The organism is Stenotrophomonas sp. PA-6-5C (genome assembly GCF_021605635.1).
GTDB lineage: Bacteria > Pseudomonadota > Gammaproteobacteria > Xanthomonadales > Xanthomonadaceae > Stenotrophomonas > Stenotrophomonas lactitubi.
In genome coordinates this window covers 14,334-38,989 of the sequence record NZ_WKEE01000005.1, presented here as the reverse complement: position 1 = coordinate 38,989, position 24,656 = coordinate 14,334, and the positions used below count along the sequence as shown (strand labels likewise).

General features: G+C 67.0%; 25 protein-coding genes. 2 read left to right on the top strand and 23 right to left on the bottom strand.

Annotation, left to right across the window (positions count from 1 at the left end; genetic code table 11):
• Positions 1 to 7: 7 nt before the first annotated feature.
• The 5 genes from GIW57_RS03125 to GIW57_RS03105 form a co-directional block, all read right to left on the bottom strand.
• The gene (locus GIW57_RS03125; protein ID WP_236509140.1) at positions 8 to 1,138 is read right to left on the bottom strand and encodes an ABC transporter permease; all 1,131 of its coding nucleotides are present in this window, start codon (positions 1,136 to 1,138) and stop codon (positions 8 to 10) included.
• Positions 1,135 to 2,322: an ABC transporter permease gene (locus tag GIW57_RS03120; protein ID WP_236509139.1), complete on the bottom strand. Its 1,188-nt coding sequence runs from the start codon at positions 2,320 to 2,322 to the stop codon at positions 1,135 to 1,137. The genes GIW57_RS03125 and GIW57_RS03120 overlap by 4 nt, the downstream gene beginning before the upstream one ends.
• Complete coding sequence (locus tag GIW57_RS03115) at positions 2,307 to 3,320, bottom strand: efflux RND transporter periplasmic adaptor subunit (protein ID WP_100464046.1); 1,014 nt, start codon at positions 3,318 to 3,320, stop codon at positions 2,307 to 2,309. Before GIW57_RS03115 ends, GIW57_RS03120 begins: the two co-directional genes overlap by 16 nt.
• Entirely contained in the window at positions 3,313 to 4,689 is a 1,377-nt protein-coding gene (locus tag GIW57_RS03110) for a TolC family protein (RefSeq protein WP_202908261.1), read from the bottom strand. The genes GIW57_RS03115 and GIW57_RS03110 overlap by 8 nt, the downstream gene beginning before the upstream one ends.
• Before the next feature lie 111 nt (positions 4,690 to 4,800).
• Positions 4,801 to 5,694, bottom strand: a complete 894-nt coding sequence (locus GIW57_RS03105; RefSeq protein ID WP_100464053.1) for a LysR family transcriptional regulator ArgP — start codon at positions 5,692 to 5,694, stop codon at positions 4,801 to 4,803.
• Positions 5,695 to 5,798: 104 nt separating this feature from the next.
• Between GIW57_RS03105 and GIW57_RS03100 the strand changes: the two genes are divergently transcribed.
• Positions 5,799 to 6,419 (top strand): LysE/ArgO family amino acid transporter, encoded by a 621-nt coding sequence (locus tag GIW57_RS03100; protein ID WP_100464056.1) that lies wholly within the window; start codon positions 5,799 to 5,801, stop codon positions 6,417 to 6,419.
• Positions 6,420 to 6,497: 78 nt separating this feature from the next.
• On the opposite strand, the gene GIW57_RS03095 is transcribed toward GIW57_RS03100, so the two are convergent.
• The 18 genes from GIW57_RS03095 to GIW57_RS03010 all read right to left on the bottom strand — a co-directional run bounded on the left by GIW57_RS03095 (position 6,498) and on the right by GIW57_RS03010 (position 23,355).
• A complete protein-coding gene (locus GIW57_RS03095) occupies positions 6,498 to 8,552 on the bottom strand; it encodes a TonB-dependent receptor (RefSeq protein WP_236509138.1) in 2,055 nt (684 codons plus the stop codon).
• Positions 8,553 to 8,809: 257 nt separating this feature from the next.
• Entirely contained in the window at positions 8,810 to 10,276 is a 1,467-nt protein-coding gene (locus GIW57_RS03090; protein WP_236509137.1) for a M23/M56 family metallopeptidase, read from the bottom strand.
• Positions 10,273 to 10,656, bottom strand: coding sequence for a BlaI/MecI/CopY family transcriptional regulator (locus tag GIW57_RS03085; protein WP_236509136.1), 384 nt, complete (start codon positions 10,654 to 10,656; stop codon positions 10,273 to 10,275). The genes GIW57_RS03090 and GIW57_RS03085 overlap by 4 nt, the downstream gene beginning before the upstream one ends.
• 96 nt (positions 10,657 to 10,752) lie before the next feature.
• The gene (gene map / locus GIW57_RS03080) at positions 10,753 to 11,544 is read right to left on the bottom strand and encodes a type I methionyl aminopeptidase (protein ID WP_100465703.1); all 792 of its coding nucleotides are present in this window, start codon (positions 11,542 to 11,544) and stop codon (positions 10,753 to 10,755) included.
• Between the two features lie 10 nt (positions 11,545 to 11,554).
• Complete coding sequence (locus GIW57_RS03075; protein WP_025873788.1) at positions 11,555 to 11,767, bottom strand: ParD-like family protein; 213 nt, start codon at positions 11,765 to 11,767, stop codon at positions 11,555 to 11,557.
• A gap of 67 nt (positions 11,768 to 11,834) precedes the next feature.
• Positions 11,835 to 12,194 (bottom strand): VOC family protein, encoded by a 360-nt coding sequence (locus GIW57_RS03070; RefSeq protein WP_100464066.1) that lies wholly within the window; start codon positions 12,192 to 12,194, stop codon positions 11,835 to 11,837.
• A 185-nt stretch (positions 12,195 to 12,379) separates the two neighbouring features.
• Complete coding sequence (locus tag GIW57_RS03065) at positions 12,380 to 13,264, bottom strand: arginase family protein (RefSeq protein WP_236509135.1); 885 nt, start codon at positions 13,262 to 13,264, stop codon at positions 12,380 to 12,382.
• A gap of 3 nt (positions 13,265 to 13,267) precedes the next feature.
• Positions 13,268 to 14,332, bottom strand: coding sequence for a GNAT family N-acetyltransferase (locus tag GIW57_RS03060; RefSeq protein WP_236509134.1), 1,065 nt, complete (start codon positions 14,330 to 14,332; stop codon positions 13,268 to 13,270).
• Between the two features lie 31 nt (positions 14,333 to 14,363).
• Positions 14,364 to 15,764, bottom strand: a complete 1,401-nt coding sequence (locus GIW57_RS03055; protein ID WP_089239694.1) for an aminotransferase class III-fold pyridoxal phosphate-dependent enzyme — start codon at positions 15,762 to 15,764, stop codon at positions 14,364 to 14,366.
• Between the two features lie 48 nt (positions 15,765 to 15,812).
• Positions 15,813 to 16,499, bottom strand: coding sequence for an MtnX-like HAD-IB family phosphatase (locus GIW57_RS03050; protein WP_236509133.1), 687 nt, complete (start codon positions 16,497 to 16,499; stop codon positions 15,813 to 15,815).
• 160 nt (positions 16,500 to 16,659) lie between these two features.
• Positions 16,660 to 17,862: a DegT/DnrJ/EryC1/StrS family aminotransferase gene (locus GIW57_RS03045; RefSeq protein ID WP_236509132.1), complete on the bottom strand. Its 1,203-nt coding sequence runs from the start codon at positions 17,860 to 17,862 to the stop codon at positions 16,660 to 16,662.
• The gene (locus GIW57_RS03040) at positions 17,859 to 18,254 is read right to left on the bottom strand and encodes a DMT family transporter (protein WP_236509131.1); all 396 of its coding nucleotides are present in this window, start codon (positions 18,252 to 18,254) and stop codon (positions 17,859 to 17,861) included. Before GIW57_RS03040 ends, GIW57_RS03045 begins: the two co-directional genes overlap by 4 nt.
• Entirely contained in the window at positions 18,251 to 18,610 is a 360-nt protein-coding gene (locus GIW57_RS03035; RefSeq protein ID WP_236509130.1) for an EamA family transporter, read from the bottom strand. The genes GIW57_RS03040 and GIW57_RS03035 overlap by 4 nt, the downstream gene beginning before the upstream one ends.
• A gap of 1 nt (position 18,611) precedes the next feature.
• Positions 18,612 to 19,448, bottom strand: coding sequence for an alpha/beta fold hydrolase (locus GIW57_RS03030; protein ID WP_236509129.1), 837 nt, complete (start codon positions 19,446 to 19,448; stop codon positions 18,612 to 18,614).
• Between the two features lie 79 nt (positions 19,449 to 19,527).
• Complete coding sequence (locus GIW57_RS03025; protein ID WP_099821096.1) at positions 19,528 to 20,907, bottom strand: sensor histidine kinase; 1,380 nt, start codon at positions 20,905 to 20,907, stop codon at positions 19,528 to 19,530.
• Positions 20,904 to 21,575 (bottom strand): response regulator, encoded by a 672-nt coding sequence (locus tag GIW57_RS03020; protein ID WP_100464099.1) that lies wholly within the window; start codon positions 21,573 to 21,575, stop codon positions 20,904 to 20,906. Before GIW57_RS03020 ends, GIW57_RS03025 begins: the two co-directional genes overlap by 4 nt.
• A 131-nt stretch (positions 21,576 to 21,706) precedes the next feature.
• The gene (locus GIW57_RS03015; protein ID WP_236509128.1) at positions 21,707 to 22,840 is read right to left on the bottom strand and encodes a metallophosphoesterase; all 1,134 of its coding nucleotides are present in this window, start codon (positions 22,838 to 22,840) and stop codon (positions 21,707 to 21,709) included.
• 65 nt (positions 22,841 to 22,905) lie between these two features.
• Positions 22,906 to 23,355 (bottom strand): helix-turn-helix domain-containing protein, encoded by a 450-nt coding sequence (locus tag GIW57_RS03010; protein WP_236509127.1) that lies wholly within the window; start codon positions 23,353 to 23,355, stop codon positions 22,906 to 22,908.
• A gap of 79 nt (positions 23,356 to 23,434) precedes the next feature.
• Between GIW57_RS03010 and GIW57_RS03005 the strand changes: the two genes are divergently transcribed.
• Positions 23,435 to 24,616 carry an MFS transporter gene (locus GIW57_RS03005; RefSeq protein WP_100464108.1) on the top strand — a complete coding sequence of 394 codons (1,182 nt, stop codon included), beginning with the start codon at positions 23,435 to 23,437 and terminating at the stop codon, positions 24,614 to 24,616.
• Positions 24,617 to 24,656: the final 40 nt, after the last annotated feature.

Sequence of the window (24,656 nt, the reverse complement as noted above, 5' to 3'; positions counted from 1 at the left end):
GAGGGGATCAAGTCGCTCTCTTCCCCTCCGTCCCTTTTTTGCTGTGCAGGCGCCAGAGGGCGAGGGCGCTGTACAGCACCAGCAGGGCGGTCAGGGTGATCAGCTCGCGGCTGACCTCGGCCAGGCTGGCGTCCATCTGGTTCAGGCGCACCATCAGGTTGATGCCGGAGGTGGTTGGCAGCAGCTGCGCCAGCCACACCAGTGGGCGCGGGGTCATCACCGCTGGCCAGGACAGGCTGGCCAGGAAGAACAGCGGGATGGAGGTGGCGATGATGTACTGGAAGGCGCGTTCGCGGGTGCGGAAGAAGCTGCCGACGAACAGGCCGAACGCTACCGTGGCAGCGATGAACAGCGTACCGCCCAGCAGTTGCCCGAGCGGGTTGCCACCACGCGGATAGTCCTGCACCCAAGCGGTGAAGCCGGCATACCAGAACAGCCCGAACAGCCCGATCAGGCCGAAGCCGAGCGCCATGCCGGTCAGGGTGGGCAGGTCGAACTGCAGGCGCCGGCCCAGCACCAGGCGGCGACCGCCTAGCAGCACGCCGATGCCCATCAGCAGCGTCTGGTGCACGATCAGTTCGGCCACGCCGGGCACGATCGCGCTGCCGTAGCCTTCCTGCGTGTTGAACAGCGGCCGCTGCACGAGGGTGACCGGTGGTGCCTGAGGCGCGCCCATGAACGCGGCCTGGGTGATCGCTGCTTCGCGGCCGAACGCACCCAGTGCATCTGCCACGCTGCCCAGCACCCAGCTTGCGCGGCCGAGATAGGCGCCGTTGCCGAGCAGTACCAGCTTGGCCGGATGGCCACGCAGGATGTCGCGTTCCAGGTTGGCCGGGATCAGCACGATGCCTTCGGCATGGCCGGCTTCCAGCTGTGCACGCGCTTGCTGCAGGTCGGCCGGTTGCCCGACCACATGGGCCACGCGCAGCGAATCGAGCTTGCGCAGCAGTTCGCGGCTGGTCGCGCTGTGGTCTTCATCGACCACCAGCACGGGCAGGTTGCCGGCCACCTGGTGGCGATAGGCGGCCGGGTAGAAGAACGAGTACAGAATCACCGCGCCGACCATCACCACGATCGCATAGCGGTCACAGAGCACGGCCAGCAGGGTCTGCCGCAGGCTGTGCCAGATCCTGCTCATGCGCCGGCCCCGGCGGGTTGCGCTGCCTGCGGCGTGCGTGCGAACGCCAGCAGGCGCCAGCCGCCGATGCCGCCGGCGACCAGGATCATCAGCAGCAGCGTGGCCAGCGGCCACAGCGACACCGCCAGTGGCGAGCCGATGAACTGCTGCTGGGTCTGCAGCTTGATGTAGGCGCTGAGTGGCAGCAGCAGATGCCAGACGCGGGTGAACAACGGCGCGTCGATCACCGGGAATGTAGCGCTGGAAAAGGCCAGCGCGGTGCCGATGCTCAGGCCCACTGCGGACAGGGCCGTGCCCATGTCGCGGGTGACGCCGACGAAGAACAGTGCATAGGCCGCGGTGGCCAGGTAGAACAGCGGCTGTGCGAGCAGCAGCAGAACCACACTGCCGGCGATGCCGTCGCCGCGCAGCCAGGCCAGGTAGGCCGCGCCCAGCGCGCCGTACAACGAGAACAGCAGGACGTAGGGCAGCACCTTGCCGGCAATGGCCGACCACGGCGCGTGGCCCAGCCAGGCGGGCAGGGTGCCGTCGCGGATCTCACGGCCGAGGCTGCCGGCCACCGCCAGCGCCAGTACCAGCGACAGTACCGCCGGGAAGATCAGCGGCAGCAGGAACAGCTCGTAGCTGCGCGCCGGATTGAACAGGATGTCCGACTGCACCGCGATGGGCGCGGCACGCAGCTTGCCGGGCCCGACCTGCAGGCCGATGCGTTCGCGCAGCAGGCGCGCGTTCCATGCCGACACCGCATCGCCGATATCACGCGCGGCGGACTGGCCGGTGGTCATGTAGGTGGCGTTGTAATAGGAAAACACCGTGCCTTGCTGGCCCCGCAACGCCTGGCGGGTCACATCGCGCGGCACCAGCACCACCGCGAATACTTCCAGCCGGCGCAGCTGCCCACGTGCCTCCTCCATGCCTGCCGGTTGGCTGGCGACGCGCACACCGGGGCTGGCATCCAGCATGCGCAGCAGCAGGCGGCTGTCGCTGCTGTGGTCCAGGTCGACCACGGCAATCGGCACATCGCGCATCACCGATGCGGAGAACATCCAGGCCATCACCACCAGCATCAACAGTGGCAGCACGGTCACCAGTGCGAGGTCTGCGCGGTTGCTGCGCAACCGGCGCAGTTCGCGCTGCCATGAGCCGCCGAAGCTGCTGCGGCTGGTGTTCAGTGCTGCGGCCATGCGAACAGCACGCTCATGCCGGGGCGGAAGCCCTCGATGCGCCGTACCGGGCGCACCCGCACTTCAAAGCTGCGCACGTCATAGCCCGATGACTGACGGGTGGTGCGCCAGGTAGCGTAGTCGCCCGCGGGATTGATGAAATAGACCTCGAACTCGTCGTCCTTGCCGAGCGCCGGCACGCTGCCACGCACCTTGCTGCCGACCTTCAGGCCCTGCATCTGCGATTCGCGCAGGTTCATCGACACCCACATGCGGTCGATGTCCACCAGGGTGAACACCGGGAAGCCGGCCGGGACCAGTTCGCCCGGGTCGGCCATGCGCTTGTTGATCTCACCGGCCACCGGCGCGCGACCTTCCACTTCAACACGCGCGGCGTTGACTTCCGCCACCGCGCCCTGCGCCTGCTGCACCTGGCCCTGTGCGGCACGCTTGTCCTGCTCGCGCGCACCGGCCAACGCCATGTCGTACTGGGCGCGGGCGGCGCGGGCCAGTTCGCGTGAGCTGGTGGCCTGGGCAGCGGCTTCGTCGCGCTTCTGCCGGGTCATCACTCCTTCGTTGAACAGGTTCTGCACGCGCCGGTAGGTGGCTTCGGCGAGGGTGGCGCCGGCTTCGGCGCGCTTCCAGTTGGCTTCGGCCGCGCGGATGTCTTCGCTGCGTGCGCCGTCGTTGGCCTTGTCGGCCACCGCCTGCGCCGCGGCCAGCGCGCCGTGCGCCTGCTGTTCCTTGGCTGCGACTTCGGGGCTGTCGAGCAGGAACAGCACCTGCCCAGCCTGTACGCGATCGCCCTCGCGCACCTTCAGTTCGGCCACGCGCGCAGTGATCTTGGCCGACACGTTGAGGGTGTCGGCGTCGGCCATGCCCTGGATCTGGTCGGCGGGGCTGCGCCAGGCCAGCCACAGGCCCAGCACCACCGCCACCAGCAGCACCACCAGCAGAATCGGCCCCAGCCGGCGCTTGCCCGGGGGCGTCGTTGCTTCGTCGTGCAACACATCACTCATGATCGATCACCTCGTCTGCACGCCGCCGATGGTCTTCGAAGCGGTCCATCTGTCCACTCACCTCAAGCAACTGGGCCAAGGCGATATCGTATTGGTAGGCCGCCTGCGCACGTTCGACGCGGGCGCCGCCGAGGCCGAGCCGCGCATCGATCACGTCCAGTGAGGTGGCCTGGCCCTCGCGGAAGGCCAGCTCCTGCAGGCGCAGGTTCTCATCGGCCTGGGCGATGCTGCTGTCCAGCAGCACGAACTGCTGGCGCGCGGTTTCCAGCTCGTTCCAGGCCTTGCGCACACCCAGTGCCACCTGGTTCTCGGCCTCGCGCAGGCCGGCCTCGGCCTGCTCCTGCTGCGCGCGTGCGGCGCTGATCTGTGCCGGCCGCGAGTTCGGCGACAGGAAGGTGTACTTCAGGCCGATGCCGAACGCCCAGTCCGGATCGGTCAGCATTTCGTCGCGGCGCCGGAAGTCGTACTGGCCGAACAGGAATATCGTCGGCTTGAGCTTGGCCTGCTGCACGCGCACGCCCTGTTCTGCCTGCGCGACGATCGCCCGCAGGCGCGCGATCTGCGGTTGCCGCGCCTGTGCAGTGCGCTCGAAGTTGGCGACCGGTTCCAGCGGGGTGCGCTGCACGAACAGCGGTGACAACGGCTGCACGTCACCGCCACTGCGCAGCAGGGTGGCCAGCGCAGCCTTCAGCGTGGCCAGATCATTGAGGGTCTTCTGGTATTCGCGCTCGGCCTTGTCGCGGGCGACGGTGGCCTGCAGACGCTGCGCGCGGGTGGCGAAGCCTTCGCGTTCCAGTTTCTCCGCATCGGACAGGTGCCGGTTCAAACCATCGCGCACATCGCGGCGCACGACTACGGCCTGTTCGGCCAGGCGCTGGCCGAAATATGCCTGGGCCAGCTGCACGGTCAGTGACTGTCGCTGCGCTTCGCGCTCGGCGCTGGCCTGTTCGCTGGCCGCGCCGGCAGCACGCTGCGCGGCGGGAATCAGGCCGCCGGTGTACAGCGGCAGCACGGCGGTGACCACCGGCCGCGTGCGCCAATCACGTTCGGTGAACGACAGCGGCGAGTCGATGCCATAGGCCTCGGCCACCGGTGCCAGTGAGCCCAGCGGCAGGGTCAGGGTCTTCTGGAACTGCAGCCGGCGCACCTCGCCGGTGATCTCCGGCAGGCGCAGCAGGCGGGTGGCTTCCTGCAGTTCTTCCTTGTTGCGCACGCCGGCATCAGCAGCGGCCAGTGCGTCGGAGACCTGTTCCAGCCGCTGCCGCGCCTGTTCCCATTCCAGTGCGGGAGGCGCGCTGGTCTGTGCCGCTGCGGCCAGCGGCAGGCTTGCCAGCAAGGCCAGGCCGGCAGCGCCGAGCGCGCGGTGCATCCTTGTCCGTGGGCAGCTCAGGTGCATGCCGTTCCTGTAGTGAAGAAGTGGGCAAACGGTAGTGGTCCGCGCGTGAAGCCGGGGTCTGCGGTGGTCGGGATCATGTTCTTTTCAACGTAGGGTATTGCCAGCGACGGTGCGCAGCGCCTGGGTGATGTGCTGCAGCGTGCTCGAGCGCACGGCGGCATGCTGCCAGAACAAGGGTACGTCGAGCCAGCGACGAGGTTCCAGCACCACCACCTGCCCGGCCTGTACCGCTGGCGTGACCAGCACCTCCGGCGCCAGGCACCAGCCGAGTCCACGCGCGGCAGCATCGACGAAGCCGGTGGAGGAGGGCAGGTAGTGGACGGGCGGTTGCAGGCGTGCGCGGGTCAGCCTGCGCAGGAAGCGCCATTGCAGTTCATCCTTGCGGTTGAACACGATCATCGGCGCCGACGCCAATGCGTCGGCCTGCAAGCCCTTGCTGAAGTGGCGCCGCGCAAAGGCCGGTGAGGCGATGGCGTGGTAGCGCATCGCCCCCAGCGGATGCACGTTGCAGCCCTTCAGGGGTTTGCGTTCGGCGGTGACCGCGCCCAGCACGCTGCCGTTGCGCAGCAGTTCCAGGGTGTGGTCCTGGTCGTCCATGCGCAGGTCGAACAGGTAGCCGTGGCGCTGGTGCAGCTCTGCGATGGCGGCGACGAACCAGGTATCCAGCGAATCGTCGTTGACCGCCAGCGGAATCGGCGTACGAGTGGCATCGCTGCCGCGCTCCGGCAGCAGTTCGGCCAGCGCTTCGGCCTGCAGCGCCTGCATCGGCCGTACCCGCCGCAGCAACGCTTCGCCGGCAGCGGTAGGCCGGCATGGTGCCTGCCGTACCACCAGCACCTGGCCCAGCCGGTCCTCAAGCGCCTTGATCCGTTGCGACAACGCCGACGGACTGATCGACAGGCGGCGTGCGGCGGCCTCGAAGCTGCCTTCTTCGAGCACCGCGGTGAAGGCGCTCAACTGCGGATGTACCAGGTCCACGAGAAGCCTCTTCAGTTTTTCTGCACAGGATAAAGAAAAACCAGCTGGCCTTAACAGGTCACTTGGTCGCACCCTGCGCCTCCTTTCAGGGTGGAGAGCGTCGGATGTGGATTGCTGCGACCTTGGCCGGCCTGTTTGCGGGTGCTGGCCTGATCATCGCCATCGGCGCGCAGAACGCCTTCGTGCTGCGGCAGGGGCTGCAGCGTCGCTACGTGGGCATGGTGGTGCTGGCCTGCATGGGCGCGGACATCGCGCTGATCCTGGCTGGCGTGGGCGGCATGGGAGCGCTGGTGCTGCAATGGCCGCTGCTGTTGCAGGTGCTGCGCTTCGGCGGGGCCGCCTTCCTGCTGTGCTATGGCCTGCAGGCCGGGCTGCGCGCATGGCGCGGTGGCAGCGCGCTGGCCGCGGCCGATGCCAGTGGTGGCAGCCGGCGGCAGGTTCTGCTGGCCTGCCTGGCCTTCACCCTGCTCAACCCGCACGTCTACCTGGATACGATGGTGCTGCTGGGCAGCCTGTCCACGCGCTATCCGGGTGAGCTGCGCTGGGCGTTCGCGGGGGGCGCCTGCGTGGCCAGCGTGGCCTGGTTCTGCACGCTGGGCTATGGCGCGCGTCTGTTGCAGCCTGTATTCCGCAGGCCAGACGCCTGGCGGGTGCTGGATGCTGGCGTGGCGGTCTTCATGTTCTGCCTCGCCACGCTGCTGCTGTTGCGTCCGTTATCGCCATGAGTGCGTGACGCATGCCGCTGTTGCGTGTGCGATCCACCGATGCGTCTCACGCGGCCGGGTACAGCACGCATATGCCAATCACAGCGAGAGTTCCCATTGCAGGCGAAGACTGGGGACAGAACGTCGGGTGTTACGAAGCACCTGCGATCCGCCTTCGTCGAAACGCCACTGGCCGGTCTCGATGTCCTGTGCCAACAGATTCGAGGCGGTCAAGCGCAGCTTGCCGCGCCTTTCGGTTGCGTACTGTGCCCAGGCCTCAAGTTCGCGTCGGTAGGACGTGATGTCCAGCTCGCTGAGGCTGTAGCGTATTCTGCCTCCGCTGCGATGAGTGTATGCCAAGCCACTGCTCCACCGCGATGAAATGCGGTAATCGAGCGATGCACTGGCGGTGAATGGCACTTGGTCTTCTATCCGATTGTCAGCCCCGGGAAGACCCCTGACCCGGGAGTGGTTCCAGGTGGCGTTGCCGCGCAGCTCGATATCCGGCCCTCTGCGGAACAGACGTGCCAGCGGCATCCTGCCATCCATTTCGATGCCCCAGGCAACGGCGCGGGTACCATTGACCGGCGTCGATACCCAGCGCCCGTCACGTAGTACCGTTTCATTGCGGATCGGTGCGTCGATGCGGCGCAAGTAGCCGCCGACGCTCCCTTGTGTACCTTCACGGCCGTGGATTTCCCAGGCCGCATCCAGACCCCACGCCAGTTCCGGACGCAGTGCTGGATTGCCGATCTCGTCGGGGTTCAGTGGGCGGTTGTTGGTGGATGTGTACGGGCGCGGGACCAGTGAGCGCAGCGCCGGCGCGCGGAAGCTGCGGCTCAATGAGACCCGCAGCTGGTCCTTGCCCTTCGCACGCTTCCACAGGCCCTGCAGGACGGGCGTGAACACGCTGGTGCTGTGGCGCATCGTGGCGAAGTTGCGACCTTCGCTGCGGGTCTGCAGTTGTTCCCAGCGGCCGCCGATGTAGAGGGCACTGTGCGCTCCCAACGGAAACTCATCCTGCGCGTACAGCGCCAGGCGCTGCAGGCGCGCATCGAACGAAAGGTCGCTGACCGTTGATGGTTCGCTGGGGGAAGAGTGCAGCTGCTGTACTCGGGATTCGCGGCGTGAGTCCATGCTGCTTTCGGCACCGACCTGCAGCGTATGGCGGCCGCGCGCCGGGAGGGTCCACTGCACGCGGGTGGTGCCGCCCAGCACGTGCAGCTGCGCATCGGTGCGATCGAAAAGATTGTCCTGCTGTGCCTTGTCCTGCCCTTGTTCGCGAAAGCGGTAGTCTTCCCGGTTTCCGTCCACGGCCAGACGCAGGTTCAGGCTGCCTCCATCCTGCAGTTTCTTCTCCCACTCTGCGCTGACCTGACCCTGGTCAAGGCGCAGGCGCGTGCGCTGCCGATAATGCGGAGTGCGTAGCGCCGGGCCCAGCAGCGTGTCCCAATCGATGTACATGTCACGACGAAAGTCGGAAGCATCCACCAAGGCCTGCAGCGAAAGGGTCGTGTCATCGCTGGCTCTGAACGTCAGTGAAGGCGAGAGCGAGACGCTGTCGCGTCGGCCGGTGGCACGCAGGCGCGATTGTCGATGCAGCAACGGCGCATCAACGCCATCCCAAGCGTCTTCGCTGCCGTGTTCCTCGACCAGGAATGCGCGGGCGGTCGCCGTAGCGGTCAGCGAAAAATCGCGATCGAGGTTGGCACGGCTCTGCCGCCAGCTTGCTGACGGGGTCATGCGCCCTTGGGTATCGGCCCATGAAACCGTCAGCCGTTGAGTGTCCTTTGCAACCGGTGCGCGGGTGACGATGTTGAGTGTGCCGGCGATGGCACCCATGCCCTGATCAACGGAGGGCGCGCGCAGGATTTCGACGCGCTCGATCAGATCGGTGGCCAGTGAGTCCAGGCTGAAACCGGCGGGTGCGCGTTGGCCGTTCAACAGGATCTGCGTGTAGCCCGGGCCCAGGCCGCGCAGTGACACGGTGCCTGGGCGGCCCGGCGCGCCGCCTGAAACGCTGACACCGGGCAATCGCTTGAGTGCCTCCAGCAGGTCGGTGTCGCCGTGTCGCTGCAACGTATCGCGGTCCACCACAATGCGGCTGGCGGTGTCGTCACGGCGAGCGTCGTAGCGCTCGGCCTGGACCTGCACTGCATCCAGATCGGCCGTGATCGGAGGTGCGGGTGTCAGAGGCGGAGCGGCTGCAGCGGTCGTTGATCCTGTCAGGCAGCCGATGGTGAACCATACGCTGGCGCGGGCGCGTACCGTTGTCGGGGAGGACGAAGATCGTTGCATTGTCGTGCAGTTCCTTTGTCGTGGTGCGAAAGCCGGTCGCAGCAGGCCCTCCCGCGGCCAGGTATCGAAACGATGCGTAGAGGGGGCGGCCGGGAGAGCCGCCGGTCATTGCCTTACTGCAGCCAGTCCTGTGGGTCCACGCGTGTTCCGTTGCGCAGCAGCTCCATGTGCAGGTGTGGACCGGTGGTACGCCCGGTGTTGCCGCTGCGGGCGATGGGATCGCCCCTGCGCACGCGCTGGCCTGGCTGCACCGCGAAGTCCTGCAGGTGTGCAAACAGCGATTGCCAGCCAGCGCCATGATCAATCACGACAACCGTGCCGTAGTTGGCGCCATCGGGATAGGCGTGCGTGGCGGCGATCACGGTGCCGTCGGCGGGGGCGAGCACGGCGGTGCCACGGCGCGCGGCGAAGTCGGTGCCGTGATGGGCGTTCTGGCGGAAGTCGGAGACGTGACCGAACACGCTGGTTACCCGCGCATTGGACAGTGGCATGAAGAATGACGGGGGTAGCGGCGTGGCTTCCACCAGGGTTACCGACGCGATGGGGAGTGGCAGCGTCAGTGACGTCGGTCCTGCCACCGCGGCGGCCTGTACGGTGGCCAGGCCGACTGTGCAGGCAGAGCCCAGTGCGAACATCAACAGGATGCTGATGATGCCTGGGCGGCGACCGCCATCACCCTGCAGCATGTGCTGCAAGCGCACCTGATGGCCGCCGAAATCGCGATGGGTGAGGGCGCTGGCCGGCTGCACTGCCGTCGCGCAGCGAAGTGTCTGGACATAAGCGTGGGCCAACAGGCGGCCGTCGTTGGCAGCACCACCTTCGGCCAGTGCACGTGCATCGCATTGCAGCTCGGCGGCCAGCTGCATGCGCGCGGCAATGCGTCGAACGAAGGGATTGAACCAGTACAGCGCACCAACAAGCCGCATCAGCGCTGCGCGCTGGGGATCACGGCGCTGCAGGTGGGCCGCCTCATGGCCGATGACCAGGCGAAGCGTACGATCCGGCAGGGTCAGGCTGGCCGTGGGCAGGATGATCTGCGGCCGCGGCATGCACAGGGCGAACGGCGTACCGCTACCTTTTACAGTACGCACCGCGATGCCTTCCTGCCGCAGCCCCTCCACGGCGTAGCGCGATTGCGGGCCAGGCAACTGCACTGTCTGCAGCGCGTGGCTGCCGCGCAGCAGGACCCACAACCGGCGGCTGGCCAACGCCCAGCGAACGAGGGCCAGCATGGCCCCTGCGATATAGACGGTCAGCAGCAGTGGCGTCAGCCAGGCCATCAAGGATTCGGTCGCCGCGAGTGCAGGCAGTTGCACGGGGAGCAGTACGCCGGTGCCGCTGTCCAGCGCAACAGGCAATGCGCTGGCCAGCTCCTGCAACGGTGTCGCCTTCACCGGCAGCAACAGTGCAAGCAAGGGGGGCAGCACAGCACACAACCATGCCCCCAGCCAAAAGCGCGCCGACGCGTGTGAAAGCCTGAGCAGTCGCTGCAAAAACTGCGCGCCGTACCAGACCAGGCCAGCCCCCAGCAGGCTCGCAGCGAGGCTGATCATCCACGGGGCGGTTGATGACAGGCTCATGGCTGGTCCTCGTCATCCTCGAGCAGCAGCGCCTCCAGTTGCTCGATTTCCTTGTCGCTCAGCAGGCGGCTTTCGGCGAACGCCTGGGTCGGCAGCGGCCCGTCGATCTCCAGCACGCGGCGGGCGAAGTCGGCACTGAGTGCGGCCAGCGTGGCTACCTTGCCGGCGCTTGCGGTGTATACATTCAGACCGTGCTGGCTGCCTTCTTTCACCAGGCCCTTGTCGACCATCCGTTCCAGCGTCTTGCGCGTGGACGAATACGACCAATCCAGCGTGGCCGCCGCCGCGTTGTGCAGTTCGCGTGCGCTGCAGGGGCCGTCGCGCCACAGGCACTTCAACAACTCCAGTTCGGCGTTGGAAGGTGTCGGAATGCGGGGCATGGCCAGACCTGTGCATTTGAACGATGTCGCAAGTGTGCGACATGTGTCGCATGTCGTGCAAGAGGGGGGTATCGAGGCAGCGCGCAAGCGCTGAAGTCAGTCGGTCACCATCCGGTCGATGGCGCACAACGGTGTTTCATCGGGGCGCAGGGTCAGTACACGCACACCGCTGCGGGTCACGGCCACGGTGTGCTCGAACTGCGCCGACAGCTTGCCGTCGCGCGTGTACACCGGCCATTCGTCGGGCTGTTGGCGGATCGCCGGCTTGCCCTGGTTGAGCATCGGCTCGATGGTGAACACCATGCCTTCCTGCAGTTCCATGCCGGTGCCGGCATGGCCGTAATGCAGGATCTGCGGTTCCTCGTGCATCTCCTGGCCGATACCGTGGCCGCAGTATTCCTTGACCACGCTGTAGCCGTGACTGCGGGCATGGCGGGCGATGGCGTGGCCGATATCGCCCAGGCGCGCGCCAGGCCGCACAGCGGCGATGCCCTTCCACATGGCCTGGTAGGTCACCTGCACCAGCTTGCGTGCGGCGTAGTCGACTTCACCCACCAGATACGTGGTGCTGGAATCGGCGATGTAGCCGTTCTTCTCCAGCGTGATGTCGAGGTTGACGATCTGGCCGTTGCGCAGCACGTCATCGGCCGACGGCATGCCGTGGCAGATGACGTTGTCGATCGAGGCATTGAGCACGTACGGGAACCCGTACTGCCCTTTGCTGGCGGGCCGTGCCTGCAGGTCGTCGACGATCATGCGTTCGACGATGTCGTTGATCTCCAGCGTGCTGCGGCCCTGCAGAGGTAGTGCGTCGAGCATCGCGAAGACCTGCGCCAGCAGTTGCCCGGACTCGGCCAGGCGATCGATCTCATCGGGGCGCTTGATCATGGCCATCGGCTCAGGCCCGCCCGGGCGCAAGCAGCTGCGGCTGCACGCCGGCGGCGCGCAGTTCGCTGGCGACAACGTCCTGGAAGCTCAGGGTCGGGTTCATCTCGCACAGCATGCCGACCCGGATCCAGAACGTGGCCTGGGCGTTGATCGAGCGGTTGGAGACGGTGCAGGCACGGCGCAGCTGGTCGTGCAGGGTGTCATCGATGTTGACGATGCCCATGGGAGTTCTCGGCAGGGTATATATGGATCGTATACGAAACGTATATTCCCGCTCAAGCGCGTGGCATTCAGCCTGCGTGCGTGGCGAAGCGCAGGCGGTTGCCGTCCGGATCGACGATCAGCATTTCGCGGCTTCCCCAATCGGTATCGTGTGGCGGCTGCTCGATGGGCACCCCCGCAGCGCTGAACGCGCGGTGCAGGGCATCGACGTCGGCGACGATGAAATACACCGCACCGCCTACTTCGCAGTCACCGGTGTGTTCGGTCAGAAAGATCGTCTGGCCCTCGCGGGTGAGCTGGGCGAACAGCGGAAAGCCGGGTTCGAAGCGGTGCTCCCAGTCGACGAGGAAGCCCAGGCCCTGCACATAGAACGGCAGGCTGGTATCGGCATGGCGCATGCGCAGCTGCGGGATGACGGTCTGGGGCATGACGGTGGCTCCGGTAGCGGGAACCCAGTGTAGTGCCGAGCCATGCTCGGCTATCGCCTTTTGTAGAGTCGAGCCATGCTCGACTCAGGGGACCGCGAACAGCAGCCGAGCATGGCTCGGCTCTACCCGGCTCTGGTAGTTGCCAACCTTGGTTGGCATTGCCGGCCAGCGGCCGGCGCCAGCGCTCAGCAGGCAGTCGGCACTGCGGCCATCGCCGCCAGCAGTTCGCGGTTCACCTGCTGGTGCTGCTGCTGCCAGGCCGGCAGATCGCTTGCAGTGATGTCCGGTTGCCCATCCAGCGACGACAGCCAGCGCTTGAAACGGCTCTGGTAGCTGGGCAGTGACACTTCGCCGGTGATATCGCTGCCCACCAGTCCACCGGTGCGCAGGGCCTCGATCACCATCAGTGCGTGTTCAAGCTGGAAGCGGCCTTGGTCCCAGTTGCTGCGCGCTACCTCCTCGGCGAACACGTCCTTGTCGATCGACAGATAGGTGGGCTGCGGCGCCTGCGCCTGTTCGGCGGCGAACGCGGCAACCAGTGCTTCGGGATGTTCGAAGCGGCGGAAGGCGCCCGCCATGCCCATGCGGCTGGCCCAGCCTACATCCACGTCCATGCACCAGTAGGTCAGCCGTCGCCCCAGCAAGGGCCGCCAGTGGTTCTCCCACGCGTGGCCCAGGCCGATATCGGTGGAGGTGATGCCCAGCACGTGCACATGCGATACCTGCGGCAACGCAGCGGCGGCATTCACCCAGGAACCGCAGTGCATGCCGAAGGGAAAACGCATGTTGTCCGGGTGGTTGTCCAGCACCACCAGCTGGAACGGGGCGCGCGCGTGCAGGCGCTGCAGCAGTGGCAGGCTGAGATGGTGGAAGTCGCCGCTGCCGAGCATCACCGTGCCGAGTTGTGCCGGCAGCGGCAACAGAACGTCATTGGCGAAGCGTGACAGCGTGGCGTTGCGGCAGGCAAAACGCAGCGGGTCATGCCAGTGCTGCAGTGCGAGCGTGCGCGCCTGCGGCAAGGGCAGTACGCCACCATCGAGGTCGAGGATCAGCGGGGGACGCAGTTGCATCGGTCAGCCCCCTCCATCCGGCTCACCCTGCAGATGCGGGGCCAGTCTGCGCAGGGCGGCGCGCAGCAAGGGCGAACGCGTATGCACCGCATGCACGGTGGAAGTGAAGCGGGCACCCAGTTCGGCCTTGATGCGTGAATCGGTCCAGCCGGCGACGTAGTGGCTGAGGCCGTGCTGCAAGGCGTACTCCAGGTTGCGCATCCAGCTGACCGAGTACAGGTTGTGGTCGCGCGACTGCGGATAGGACAGGCCGATGTACTTGTCCACCAGCTTGCCGGCGTGCACGTAACACAGGTTCCAGCCGATCAGCTCGCCGTTGTGGCGGTAGAGGAACAAGCGCCCCTGGCCCTGCGTGTCTGCCAGCAGGTGTTGGAAGAAGGCCAGGTCGAGCTGGTCGAAATGCACGGCGCTTTGTGCATACACCTGCAGGTACAGCGCGTGCAGTTCGGCCTGCAGCCGTGGCTCGGCAAGGGTGGGGTCGCCGGTAGCGATGCAGTCGATCTGCAGGTGGGCACGCGAGCGCAGTTTGCGCCGGATGTTCTTGCGCCGCGCCGTGGACAGGCGTGCCAGGTAGGTATCGATGCAGTCGAAATCGATCGCCACCCATGCCAGTGGCATGCCTTCCAGCTGGATGAAGCCGCGTTCCAGCAGCGCCTGCAGGAACGCTTGGCTGTGCGCGTTGGCGGCATCGTCCAGCAAGGGGGAATCGATCGCCAGATCCTTGACCACCAGCAGCCGGCTGTCACCGACGCCGTGACGCAGCACGTCGTCGGCCAGTGCTGCCGCCGACACATGTGCCGGCAGCGGTGTGTACTCGGTGCTGGTGGCGCCGATGAACCGCGTCTGCCAGGTCAGCCACGGCTGCCACAAGCGCGACAGCGGCAACCCCAGCAGGCGCGAGCGCAGTGCATCGTCCAGGGTCGTGGTCAGATCCAGCGGCGCACGGAAGCTGGGCAGGCCACTGGGCAGGCGGCTGGCATCGAAGCCCAGGGGTGGGTGGGCCAGGAAGCCCTCCAGTAGCGCGGCCGGTTCCAGCGCGGTGCTGGATACACGCGGAATCATGTCCATGCGGGGCACGGGAACCGGCAGCGCATTGCCCTCAGCCCTTGGCCTTGGTCAGCAGCTGGTCCAACAGGGTGATCGCCAGATCGATCTCTTCGTAGGTGATGTTCAACGAAGGCGCGAAGGTGATCACGTTCTTGTACCAGCCACCGACATCGAGCACGAGGCCCATGCGCTTGCCGTCGTGCAGCAGGTCGCCGGCCAGGCCGATGTCGACCATGCGGTCCAGCAGCTCACGGTTCGGGGTGAAGCCATCGGCGGCGCAGATTTCCGCACGCAGGGCCAGGCCGAGGCCATCGACATCGCCGATTTCCGGATGGCGCTTCTGCAGGCCGCGCAGGCCGTCGAGGAAGTAGGCGCCCTTTTCCGGCACGGTGCGCTCGTAGTCCATCTCCTTGCCCAGCTTCAGCACTTCAAGGCCCAGGCGCGTACCCAGCGGATTGGAGTTGAAGGTGGAGTGGGTGGAGCCCGGCGGGAACACGGTCGGGTTGATCAGCTCTTCGCGTGCCCACAGGCCCGACAACGGGTTGAGGCCGTTGGTCAGCGCCTTGCCGAACACCAGCACGTCCGGGGTGACATCGAAGTGTTCGATGGCCCACAGCTTGCCGGTGCGCCAGAAGCCCATCTGGATCTCATCGACGACCATCAGGATGCCGTACTTGTCCAGCACGCGCTTGAGGCCCTTGAAGAAGTTGCGCGGCGGAATGACATAGCCGCCGGTGCCCTGGATCGGCTCGACGTAGAACGCGGCGTACTCGGCCTGGCCGACCTTGGGATCCCACACGCCGTTGTACTCGCTTTCGAACAGACGCTCGAACTGGTGCACGCAGTGGTCGGAGTATTCGTCCGGGGTCATGCCCTTCGGGCGACGGAACGGATACGGGAACGGGATGAACATCGCGCGTTCGCCGAAGTGGCCGTAACGACGGCGGTAGCGGTAGCTGGAGGTGATCGACGAGGCGCCGAGGGTGCGGCCGTGGTAGCCGCCTTCAAACGCGAACATCAGGCTCTTGCCGTTGCGCGCGTTGCGGACGATCTTCAGCGAATCCTCGACCGCCTGCGCACCACCGACGTTGAAGTGCACGCGGCCATCGAGGCCGAACTTCTCGTGCATGTCCACCGCGATGGTCTTGGCCAGCTGCACGCGCGTGGGGTGCAGATACTGGCTGGCGACCTGCGGCAGGGTGTCGATCTGGTCCTTCAGCGCATTGTTCAGGCGCTGGTTGGCGTAACCGAAGTTGCAGGCCGAGTACCACATCTGCAGATCGAGGTACGGGGTGCCGGCGGCGTCGAACATGTAGCTGCCTTCGCAGCGCTGGAAGATCTTCGGCGGATCGACGTAGTGCACGGTGTCGCCGAAGGAGCTGTAGCGGGCTTCGTCTGCCAGCAGCTGCGCATCGGTGATGGCGGCATCGGCGTTCTTGTCAAAAATATTCATCGGTTCGGTTCCGGAGAGGGCATTCAAAGGAAGCAACGGGCGGAGCGATCAGGCGGTGGCGAGCAGCCGCGGAAGCGAGGGCTGAAGCAGGCTGCCGTCGAGCAGGCGCGGCAGCAGCGCAGTAGCGTCGTGGAAGGTGTCGATGGCGGCGTGGGGAATGCCGGCGTTGGTGCAATGGGAGATCAGGCGACGCTTGGCGAATACGAAATCGGCGTGTTCGGACACGCAGAAATCCGAGGCGCCATCACCGATCATCAGCACGCGGGGCGCTTCGTCAGCACGCGCCTGCGCCGCGCAGGTGCACTTGCAGGTACCGCTGCGGCAGCCTTCGGCCTGGTAGGGAGATTCCAGCCGCCAATGGCCGTCACACCAGCGCAGGTGGTTGGCCACTACAGGTAGCGGCGGCAAGCCGTGGTTGGCGAGGATGCGATGGATCGCGTAGTCCAGGCCGTCGCTGACGATGCGCAGCGGCAGGCCCAACGCGTGTGCGCGATTGACGAAGGCAGCGAAGCCCGGATCGATCCGTACCTGGTCCAGGTGAGCATCGAGGGTGGCCGGATCCAGCTTCAGCAGGCGGACCTGGCCCTGCATGCATTCACGCGAGCCGATCTCACCCGACCGCCACTGATCTTCCAGCTGCTGCCAACCGGGCTGGCCGAACTTTTCCAACAGTGAATCGATGACGTCCTCGAGGCTGATGGTGCCGTCGAAGTCACACAGGATGCTCCATTGCATGGGCAGCTCCGTCGATGAAGAGAGGCCTTGGCACGATGCCGGCGACGGGGCCAATGTAGGCAGGCCGTCTTTCTCGTTCCTTTCCGGCTGAAAGCTTGAACGGAGGCACTCGGGAAGCGTTCAGCCATTGACGTGAGCAGGCCTCGCCGGGCTTCAGCGACTACTGGCGCGCCAGTACCTTCACGATCTCGCGGGCGTCTTCATGGGTCAGCCAAGGGCTGTTGCCTACGGTCAGGCAGCGGGCGGCGAAGTCGCGGGCATTGGGTACATCCGCGTCTGCGACGATGCCGCGCAGATAGGCGTAGTCCGGCAGGGCATGGATGAACATGCGGCTGACACCCAGGCCGCGCTGCCACAGCGCGGACAGCGCTTTGTCACGCGCACGTTCGCTCGGCAGCAGCAGCATCAGCATCGGCCAGGTACCAAGGGTGCCAGGCATTCCGTCCACCACTTCAACGGCAGGCAGCGACTCCAGCTGCACGCGCAGCTGCAGCGCACGCAGGCGGGCCGCCTGCAGGAAGGCGGGCAGGCGCTGTGCTGCGCGTGCACCGACGTTCTGCCGCCAACGGCTGACGCGATGCTGCGGAATGTCCAACGGAAACACATCACCCACCGCAGCTTCCAGGTCGCCGCTGCGCAGGGCACGCCGCAGCGGGTTTCCATACACCAACGACAGCAGGGAAGGGCGGTAGCATGCCGCCAGGCCCAGCAGCTGCAGGCTGCGGGTCAGCTCCCAGCGCAGGCTGAAGGGCGTGCTTCCTGCGGCCTGCTCGATCAATGCCGCACGCAGTGCTTCGTCATGCGTCAGCAGCAGGCCGCCCTCAAGCAGGCTCAGGCCCTTGCCAGCGGCCAGGCTGAAGAAACCGATATCGCCGCGCAGGCCCACGCTGTTGCCGGCCACGCGTGCACCCAATGCCTGCGCAGCGTCCTCGATCACCCACGCGCCGACGCGGTGCGCGATCGCACATGCGCGATCGACATCGGCGATGCGCCCGCCCAGATGCGTGGGAATGATCGCCAGGGTGCGAGCATCGGCTGCGGCGTGCAGTGCTATCGGGTCGAAATCGAAATGGTCGCGGCGGGTATCGCACAACTGTATGCGCAGGCCGAGGCTGTGCACGGCAATCGGCACCAGTGGACAGGTGTAGGCCGGCAGGATCACCGTATCGCGTTGCGGCGCGCGCCTGCGCAGGCTGCGCAGGGCGATCAGCAGGGCGTGGGTGCCCGAGCAGGTCAGCTGCAGCGGCGGCGTGCCCAGCTGCTCGGCGAGAATCGCGCACAGGTCACCGCCACCGGGAAGGAAATCGCCGGCCTGCAGCGGCAGGCCGGCGGTGGGCGGCAACTCGCGCGACAGCAGGCTCACGGGGCTGCTTCGGCAGCGTGCGGATCATCCGCCTCGGCGCGGCCGAGGCAGATGATGCCGGCCACGATCAGCACCGCACCGATCAGGTGATGCAGCGTCAACGGTTCGTGCAGCAGCCACGCCGACAGCAGCAGCACGCTGATCACTTCCAGATGAGAAGCGGCGAATGCAGGGCCGATCGGCGCATGCCGCAGCAGACTCATCCAGGTGAAGAACGCGCCGACGTAACCGAGCATCGCGCCGTACACCCAGGGCTGTGACAGCACGCGCAACAGCCACGCGGTGTTGGCCTCGACCGGCAGCGCGGCGTCGCCTGCATACTTGAAGCACAGCTGGGCCAGGGTGTCGAAGGCCATCAGCAGCGGGAAACCGACCAGGTACAGCCGCCTCATGTTCCGGCTCCAACCACGGCAACGCCGGCGCTGACCAGCAGCATGCCGGTCACCCGCAACGGCGTCAGCCGCTCGCGGAACAGGAGGCGGCCGGCAACCATCAACGCGACGATGTTGATCGAGCCGAGCAGTACGCCCTGCGACAACGGGACCAGCGACAGGAACGCGATCCAGGCGACGAATTCAAGCACGTAGCAGGCGATGCCCAGCCACAGCCAGGGACGGCCGAACATGTGTTTCCAGCGCCGCAGGCCTTCGCCGTCCTGCGGGTCGCTGGCGGCGGCCTTGAAGGCCAACTGGCCGCCGGTGTCGAGCACCACGTTGACCAGCCACAGCAGGGTGGCAAGCGATCCCATCTCAGGCGACCGCCTGCAGCACGCCCGCACGTTCGCCGATGTCGCTGAAGAAGCGCGCGCTGCGGCGGATCACCTCGCGCCGTTCGCGATCGATGGTGATCATGTGGTAGCTGTCTTCCAGCACCACCAGCTCGGTCGGGCCGCTGACGCGCGAGATCACCAGCTCGGCATTGCCGATGCTGGCCACGTCGTCCTCGCGGGCGTGCATCACCAGACACGGTGCCGTGACCTGGTGCAGGTGACGGCGTGTCCAGGTGCTCAGTGCACGCATCTCGGCCAACGCATGCCACGGATTGCCCGGCAGGCCGGCGGCGGCACTGTCACCGGACAGCATGGCGGCGCTTACCTGCGTGCGCAGGCGCTCGTCGCGCAGGCCATACGGCGGCTCTTCCATGAACATGCGGTCGCGGCCAATGCCCAGGCGTTTGAACCACGGCAGCAGGAACGAGAAGCGCGCAACCGCCGGAATGTTCCAGCCGTCGTAGCGGAAGGTGGCGCCGTACACGCCCACGCCGGAGACCCAGTCCGGCCGGCGCGCGGCCAGTGCCAGCGCCAGCACCGCACCCATCGACAGCCCGCCGACGAACAACTGGTCGACTTTGCCGCGCAGGTTCGCCGCCGCATCTTCCACGCCCTGGTACCACTGCTCCCAGCGGGTCTGCAGCAGGTCCTCGACGCTGCCGCAGTGGCCCGGCAACTGCACGCCGTGCACGCTGAAGCCGGCGTTGTTCAGGCCTTTGCCCAGCATGCGCATCTCGGCCGGCGTGCCGGTCAGGCCATGGATCAGCAGGACGCCCTGCGGGCCACCGGGAAGAAAGAACTCATGGGATGCAGGCACCAGTCGGCTCCAGCGCGGCAGTCGGGAAGGTCAGCATCGCAAGCGCGATTTTCGGCAACCTTTCAACGGCCCGGCTGGATCAAGGGCCCTTCAGCAACGGTATGGTGATGGAGACCTTCAGGCCGCCACCGGGACGGTTGAGGTAACCCAGGCGCCCGCCCAGATGCTCAACGGCCTCATGAGCGATGGCCAGGCCCAGGCCGGTGCCGCTGGCGGCAGTGCCGGGTGCGCGGAAGAAGCGTTCCCCCAGCCGCGACATCACGTCCTCGGGTACGCCCGGGCCGTTGTCTTCGACGTACAGCTCGACATCGTTGTCGTCCAGCGCCTGCACGCCCACCGTGACGGTCGCATCCACGCCGGCGTAGCGCAGGGCGTTGTCGATCAGATTGTCCAGCGCCTCGTGCAGCAGGGCGCCGTTGCCCAGTATCCGCACCGGCTGCTGCGGACCCAGGTAGCCCAGGTCGATGCCATCGCGGATCGCTTCGGGCACGCGCATGCCCACCCATTGCGGCACCAGTTCGGACAGGTCCAGCGCCTCCACCGTCTCCGGCACGGTCTGGGCACGGCTCAACGCCAGCAGCTGGGTGCTGACGCGGGCAGTTCGCTGGTTGAGCCGGCGGATGTTCTGCAGCGCTTCGCGCACGGTCTCCGGATCGCCGTGGGCCAGTGCCTGGTCCACGTGCAGTGCCATCCCCGCCAGCGGCGAGCGCAACTGGTGCGCGGCATCGGCAATGAAGCGGTTCTGCAGCGTGATCATTTCCGCCTGCCGCGCGAACAGGCCGTCGATGGTGCTGATCAGGGGTTGGATCTCCTCGGGCACGTCGGCATCGGAAATCGGTGCCAGCTCGCCGCGGCGCTGGGCCAATCGCGAGGTCAGCGGAGTCAGGATACGCAGGCCGTGGGTCACGCCGAACCAGACCAGCGCCGCCATTCCCAGGGCCAGCATGGCCATCAGGGGAATGACGATCATCAGGATCTCGCGTGCGCGCTGGCGGCGGTCGGCCATGCTTTCGGCCACGGTCACCGCCAGCTGGTCCTGCGGATCGTTCATCGCCTGGGTGCAGACCGTCGACATGCGCACCTGCTGGCCGTTCAATTCACCTTCGTACAGCGCCGGGTGCGTGCCGCTGCAGTCCTGCGACGGTGCGTATGCACTGAAATCGGCGTTGCCGGCGATGGTGCCCAGGCGGCTGCTGTCGACGTTGAAGTAGCGATGACCGTCGGGGTCGTACTCGATGAGGAAACGTGCCTGCGGGGACAGGTCGCTGCTGACCGGCATGGTGCTGAGCATCTGTGCGAACGATACGGTGTCGTCGGTCAGGTTGCGGTCGTGAATGCGGTTGGAGTAGTCCAGCGCTACGTAGTACGCCAGCAGCGTGTTGAAGGTCAGCAGGCCCAGCATCGGCAGCGCCAGGAAGGCGAGCAGACGCCGTCGCAGGCTGGGCGGTCCGCTGATCACGCGCCGGCATCTTCCAGCATGTAGCCCAGCCCGCGCACCGTGCGGATGCCCATGCCGCCCGGCTGCAGCTTGCGGCGCAGGCGATGCAGGGCGATGTCCAGGCCATTGTCGGTCAGGTCCTGGCCCCAGTCGCACAGGGCCTCCACCAGCTGCGCACGGGAGACGATGCGCTCGGCACGCACCGCCAGGGCGGACAGCAGGCCGAATTCGCGCGCGGTCAGCTCCAGCGTCTGCTCGTCGATCCACACCCGGTGCCCGGTCAGGTCCAGGCGCAGCCGGCCGATGCGCAGGTCGGGGTTGCCGTTGCTGGTGACCCGGCGCAGCTGCGCGCGCACGCGTGCTTCGAATTCGTCCAGCGCAAAGGGTTTGACCAGGTAGTCGTCGGCCCCCAGGTCGAGCACGCGCACGCGCTCGGCCAGGCCATCGCGTGCGGTGACCACCAGCACGGCCAGGCCATCGCCACGCTGGCGCAGCCGCTGCAGCACATCGCGGCCATCCAGCTGGGGCAGGCCAAGATCCAGCACCAGCAGGGCGTACTGGGTGGAATTCAGAGCGGCATCGGCGTGCGCGCCGTTGTCCACGTGGTCGACCACGTGGCCCTGCCGGCGCATCGAGGCGCACAGGCCGGAGGCGATGTCGGGGTCGTCTTCTGCGATGAGAACGCGCATGCGCGGGGCTCCTGGGGGCGGATGGGCCGCCCGCTGGACAGGGCGGGCCTCTCGGCTGCCGAGGGTAGCGGCAAACCGGGTGCAGGTGGCGGACGTGGAGTGCCTGGGCCGGCCCGGCGCTGGCCCTTTGTTCAGTCCTGCAGGCCGGGCTCGCCCTTGGCCAGTGGCACCCGCGAACCGTCCAGCAGGCCGCGACTGAGCTTGCCGTCCTCGATGAACAGCAGTTCGCCGTTCTCGCCGTTCTTGATGCTGCTGTCGATGGCGATCACGCGGTCGTCGTGGACGCTGCTGACGTGTGGCATGGACGTGTGGCCGACCACGATGCGCTTGAGCTGGAGGCGGTCGAGCACCGCCTGCACACCCGGGGTGTCCAGGCGTCCGTCGAAGTAGCCGCGGTACCAGATCGGGCTGGTCTTGCCGTCGTACAGCGGTGCAGTGGCGGGGTCTGCCTTCACCTCGGCCCTGGGAATGCCCAGCGAGGCCTGGTAGGCAGCGTTGGTGTGGGCCGGGTCCAATGCCATCTGCACGGCATCGGGCGAGATGCCGCCGTGCAGGAACAGGGTATCGCCGATCTGCAGCAGCACCGGGCGCGTGCGCAGCCACTGGCCGATCACCGAGTCGGCACCATACAGCTGTGGATAGCTGCGGCCGAGCAGCTGCGCGCTGCGCAGGTACTTCGGGTTGACGTAGCGCAGGTCGTCGTAGAGCACCATGGTCTCGTGGTTGCCGAGCACGAAATGCACCGCGCCACCGGCCGCCGCCGCCTGCTGCTGCAGGCCGTACAGCATCCAGAACGCTTCGGTCACCTGTGGGCCGCGATCGAACACGTCGCCCGCGATCACCAGCGTGTCCGTACCCAGTGCCCAGCGGTCCTGCGCGTCGATCACCCGGTTGGCGCGCAGCAGACGGACCAGCAGGTCGTACTGGCCGTGAATGTCGGACACCGCGACGATGCGCGGCACCGCCGGCAGCACGGATACCGACGGCGCATTCGGCGGCAGCACATGTACCGCGTGCGGGTAGCCGCAGTGCGCGGCAACGTCCGCGCCCTCGCTGCCGGCGTGCACGGTATGGGTTTCCACCTGGTCCTGGCAGATCCACTGCGCTTTCAGCTGTGCGCCTTCACGGAACACGTAAGGACCATCGCTGTCGACGTGTTCTGCGGGTGCTGCGACGTCGCGGGCCGAGGCCAGTGGTGCGGCCAGCAGCAAGGCCAGCGGCAGCAGGATCGAAACGGTTCGGGCGTAGTTCGGCATCGGCGGCATTCAGCGGCAGGAGACCCGCGATGCTAACTGCCCGGGGACGTCGACGGTGTGCGTGAACGGGCGGATCAGGCCCGGCCGCCTTCTTCCTTGAGCTTGCGTACGTGGGTATCGGCGGCATGCAGCGGCTGGCCATCGCGTCCGTGGGGTTGCATGTAGGGCAGCGGCCGGCGGCTGCTGCATTCGATCAGCTGCGAGTGTGCCTCGCCTGCAGCGAAGCGATGCCGTTCTCCCCATTGGCGCAGGGCGACCAGCAGCGGGAACAGGTCCTGGCCGGCCGCGGTCAGCACATAGTCCTGGTACGCGCTGCCATCGGCGGCAGGCTGCTGCACCAGCAGCCCCGCCTCGACCAGTCGCCGCAGGCGGTCGCTGAGGATGTTGCGCGCCGCGCCCAGGCTGCGCTGGAAATCGCCGAAGCGGCTGATGCCGTCGAAGGCATCGCGGATGATCAGCAACGCCCAGCGGTCGCCAAGCAGATCGGCGCTGCGGGCCACGGGGCAGGGGCTGTTGGCGTGCATGGGGAATGTCCTCGATTGTGGTTGCAGTTTAAAACCAGTGGCGCTACCGTGCACGCAGTTTCAAATTGCAACCACACTGATGATGCCTTCGCTGTCACGCCCGTTGTTGGGCCTTCTCGCCATTGCTGCCGGTGCCAGCGTGGCCAACGTCTATTTCGCGCAGCCGCTGCTGGAGCGCCTGGCCCACGATTTCGCCCTGGACGCTGCGGTGGCTGGCGCGCTGCTGGCTGCCACCCAGGCCGGCAGCGTGCTGGCCCTGCTCGGGTTGCTGCCGCTGGCCGACCGTGGCGACCGTCGCCGACTGCTGCGGGGGCAATTGCTGGCGCTGGTGGTGGCGCTGCTATGGCTGGCCGCCGCCCGCAGCGCCGCATGGTTGCTGTCGGGCATGCTGCTGGCGGGGCTGCTCGGAACCGCGCTCACCCAAGGATTGATCGCCTACGCCGCCAACCTCGCTGCACCGGAGCAACGCGGGCGGGTGGTTGGCATGGTCCAGGGCGGTGTGTTCATCGGCCTGCTGTCGGCACGCGTGGTGTCCGGGGCGGTCGCCGCCGTGGCGGGATGGCGTGCGGTGTACCTGCTGTCGGCACTGTTGATGGCAGCGCTGGCGTTGCTGCTGTGGCGGCGGCTGCCGCACGTGCCGGTGCCTGCAATGGCGCCGGCGTGGCGCGAGCTGCTGCGCTCCATGGTCCAGATGCTGATGCAGGATCGGGCACTGCGAGAGCGCGGGCCATTGGCACTGCTGTTGTTTGCCGGTCTCAATGTGTTCTGGGCCGCGGTGCCACTGCCGTTGTCGGCGCCGCCCCTGAGCTGGTCGACCGCTGGCATCGGCGCGCTGGGCCTGGCTGGCATCATCGGCGCGCTGCTGGCGGCGCGGGTCGGGCACTGGATGGATCGTGGTTTTGCCCACCGGGTGAGCCTGGGCGCGCTGCTGTTGATGCTGGTCGCCTGGGCGCCGCTGCTCGGCCTGCCGCACTCGCTGGCGCTGTTGCTGCTGGGCGTAGTGGTGCTGGACCTGGGCGGGCAGGCGTTGCATGTGTCCAACCAGGCGCTGCTGCTGCGCGCACCGGCCGAACAGCATGGGCGCCTGGTGGCGCTGTACATGCTGTTCTATGCGGTGGGCAGCGGTGTGGGCGCTGCCGCAGGCACCTGGATGCAGGCGCGCTACGGGTGGCCGGCGGTGTGCGCGCTGGGAGCGGGAATCGCCCTGCTGGGCTTGGCGTGGTGGGCGACGTGGCGTATTTCGCGTAAGGCCGCCCGGTAGCGCCGACGCTGTTCGATGCCCTACCGCGCGCGCTGCAGGC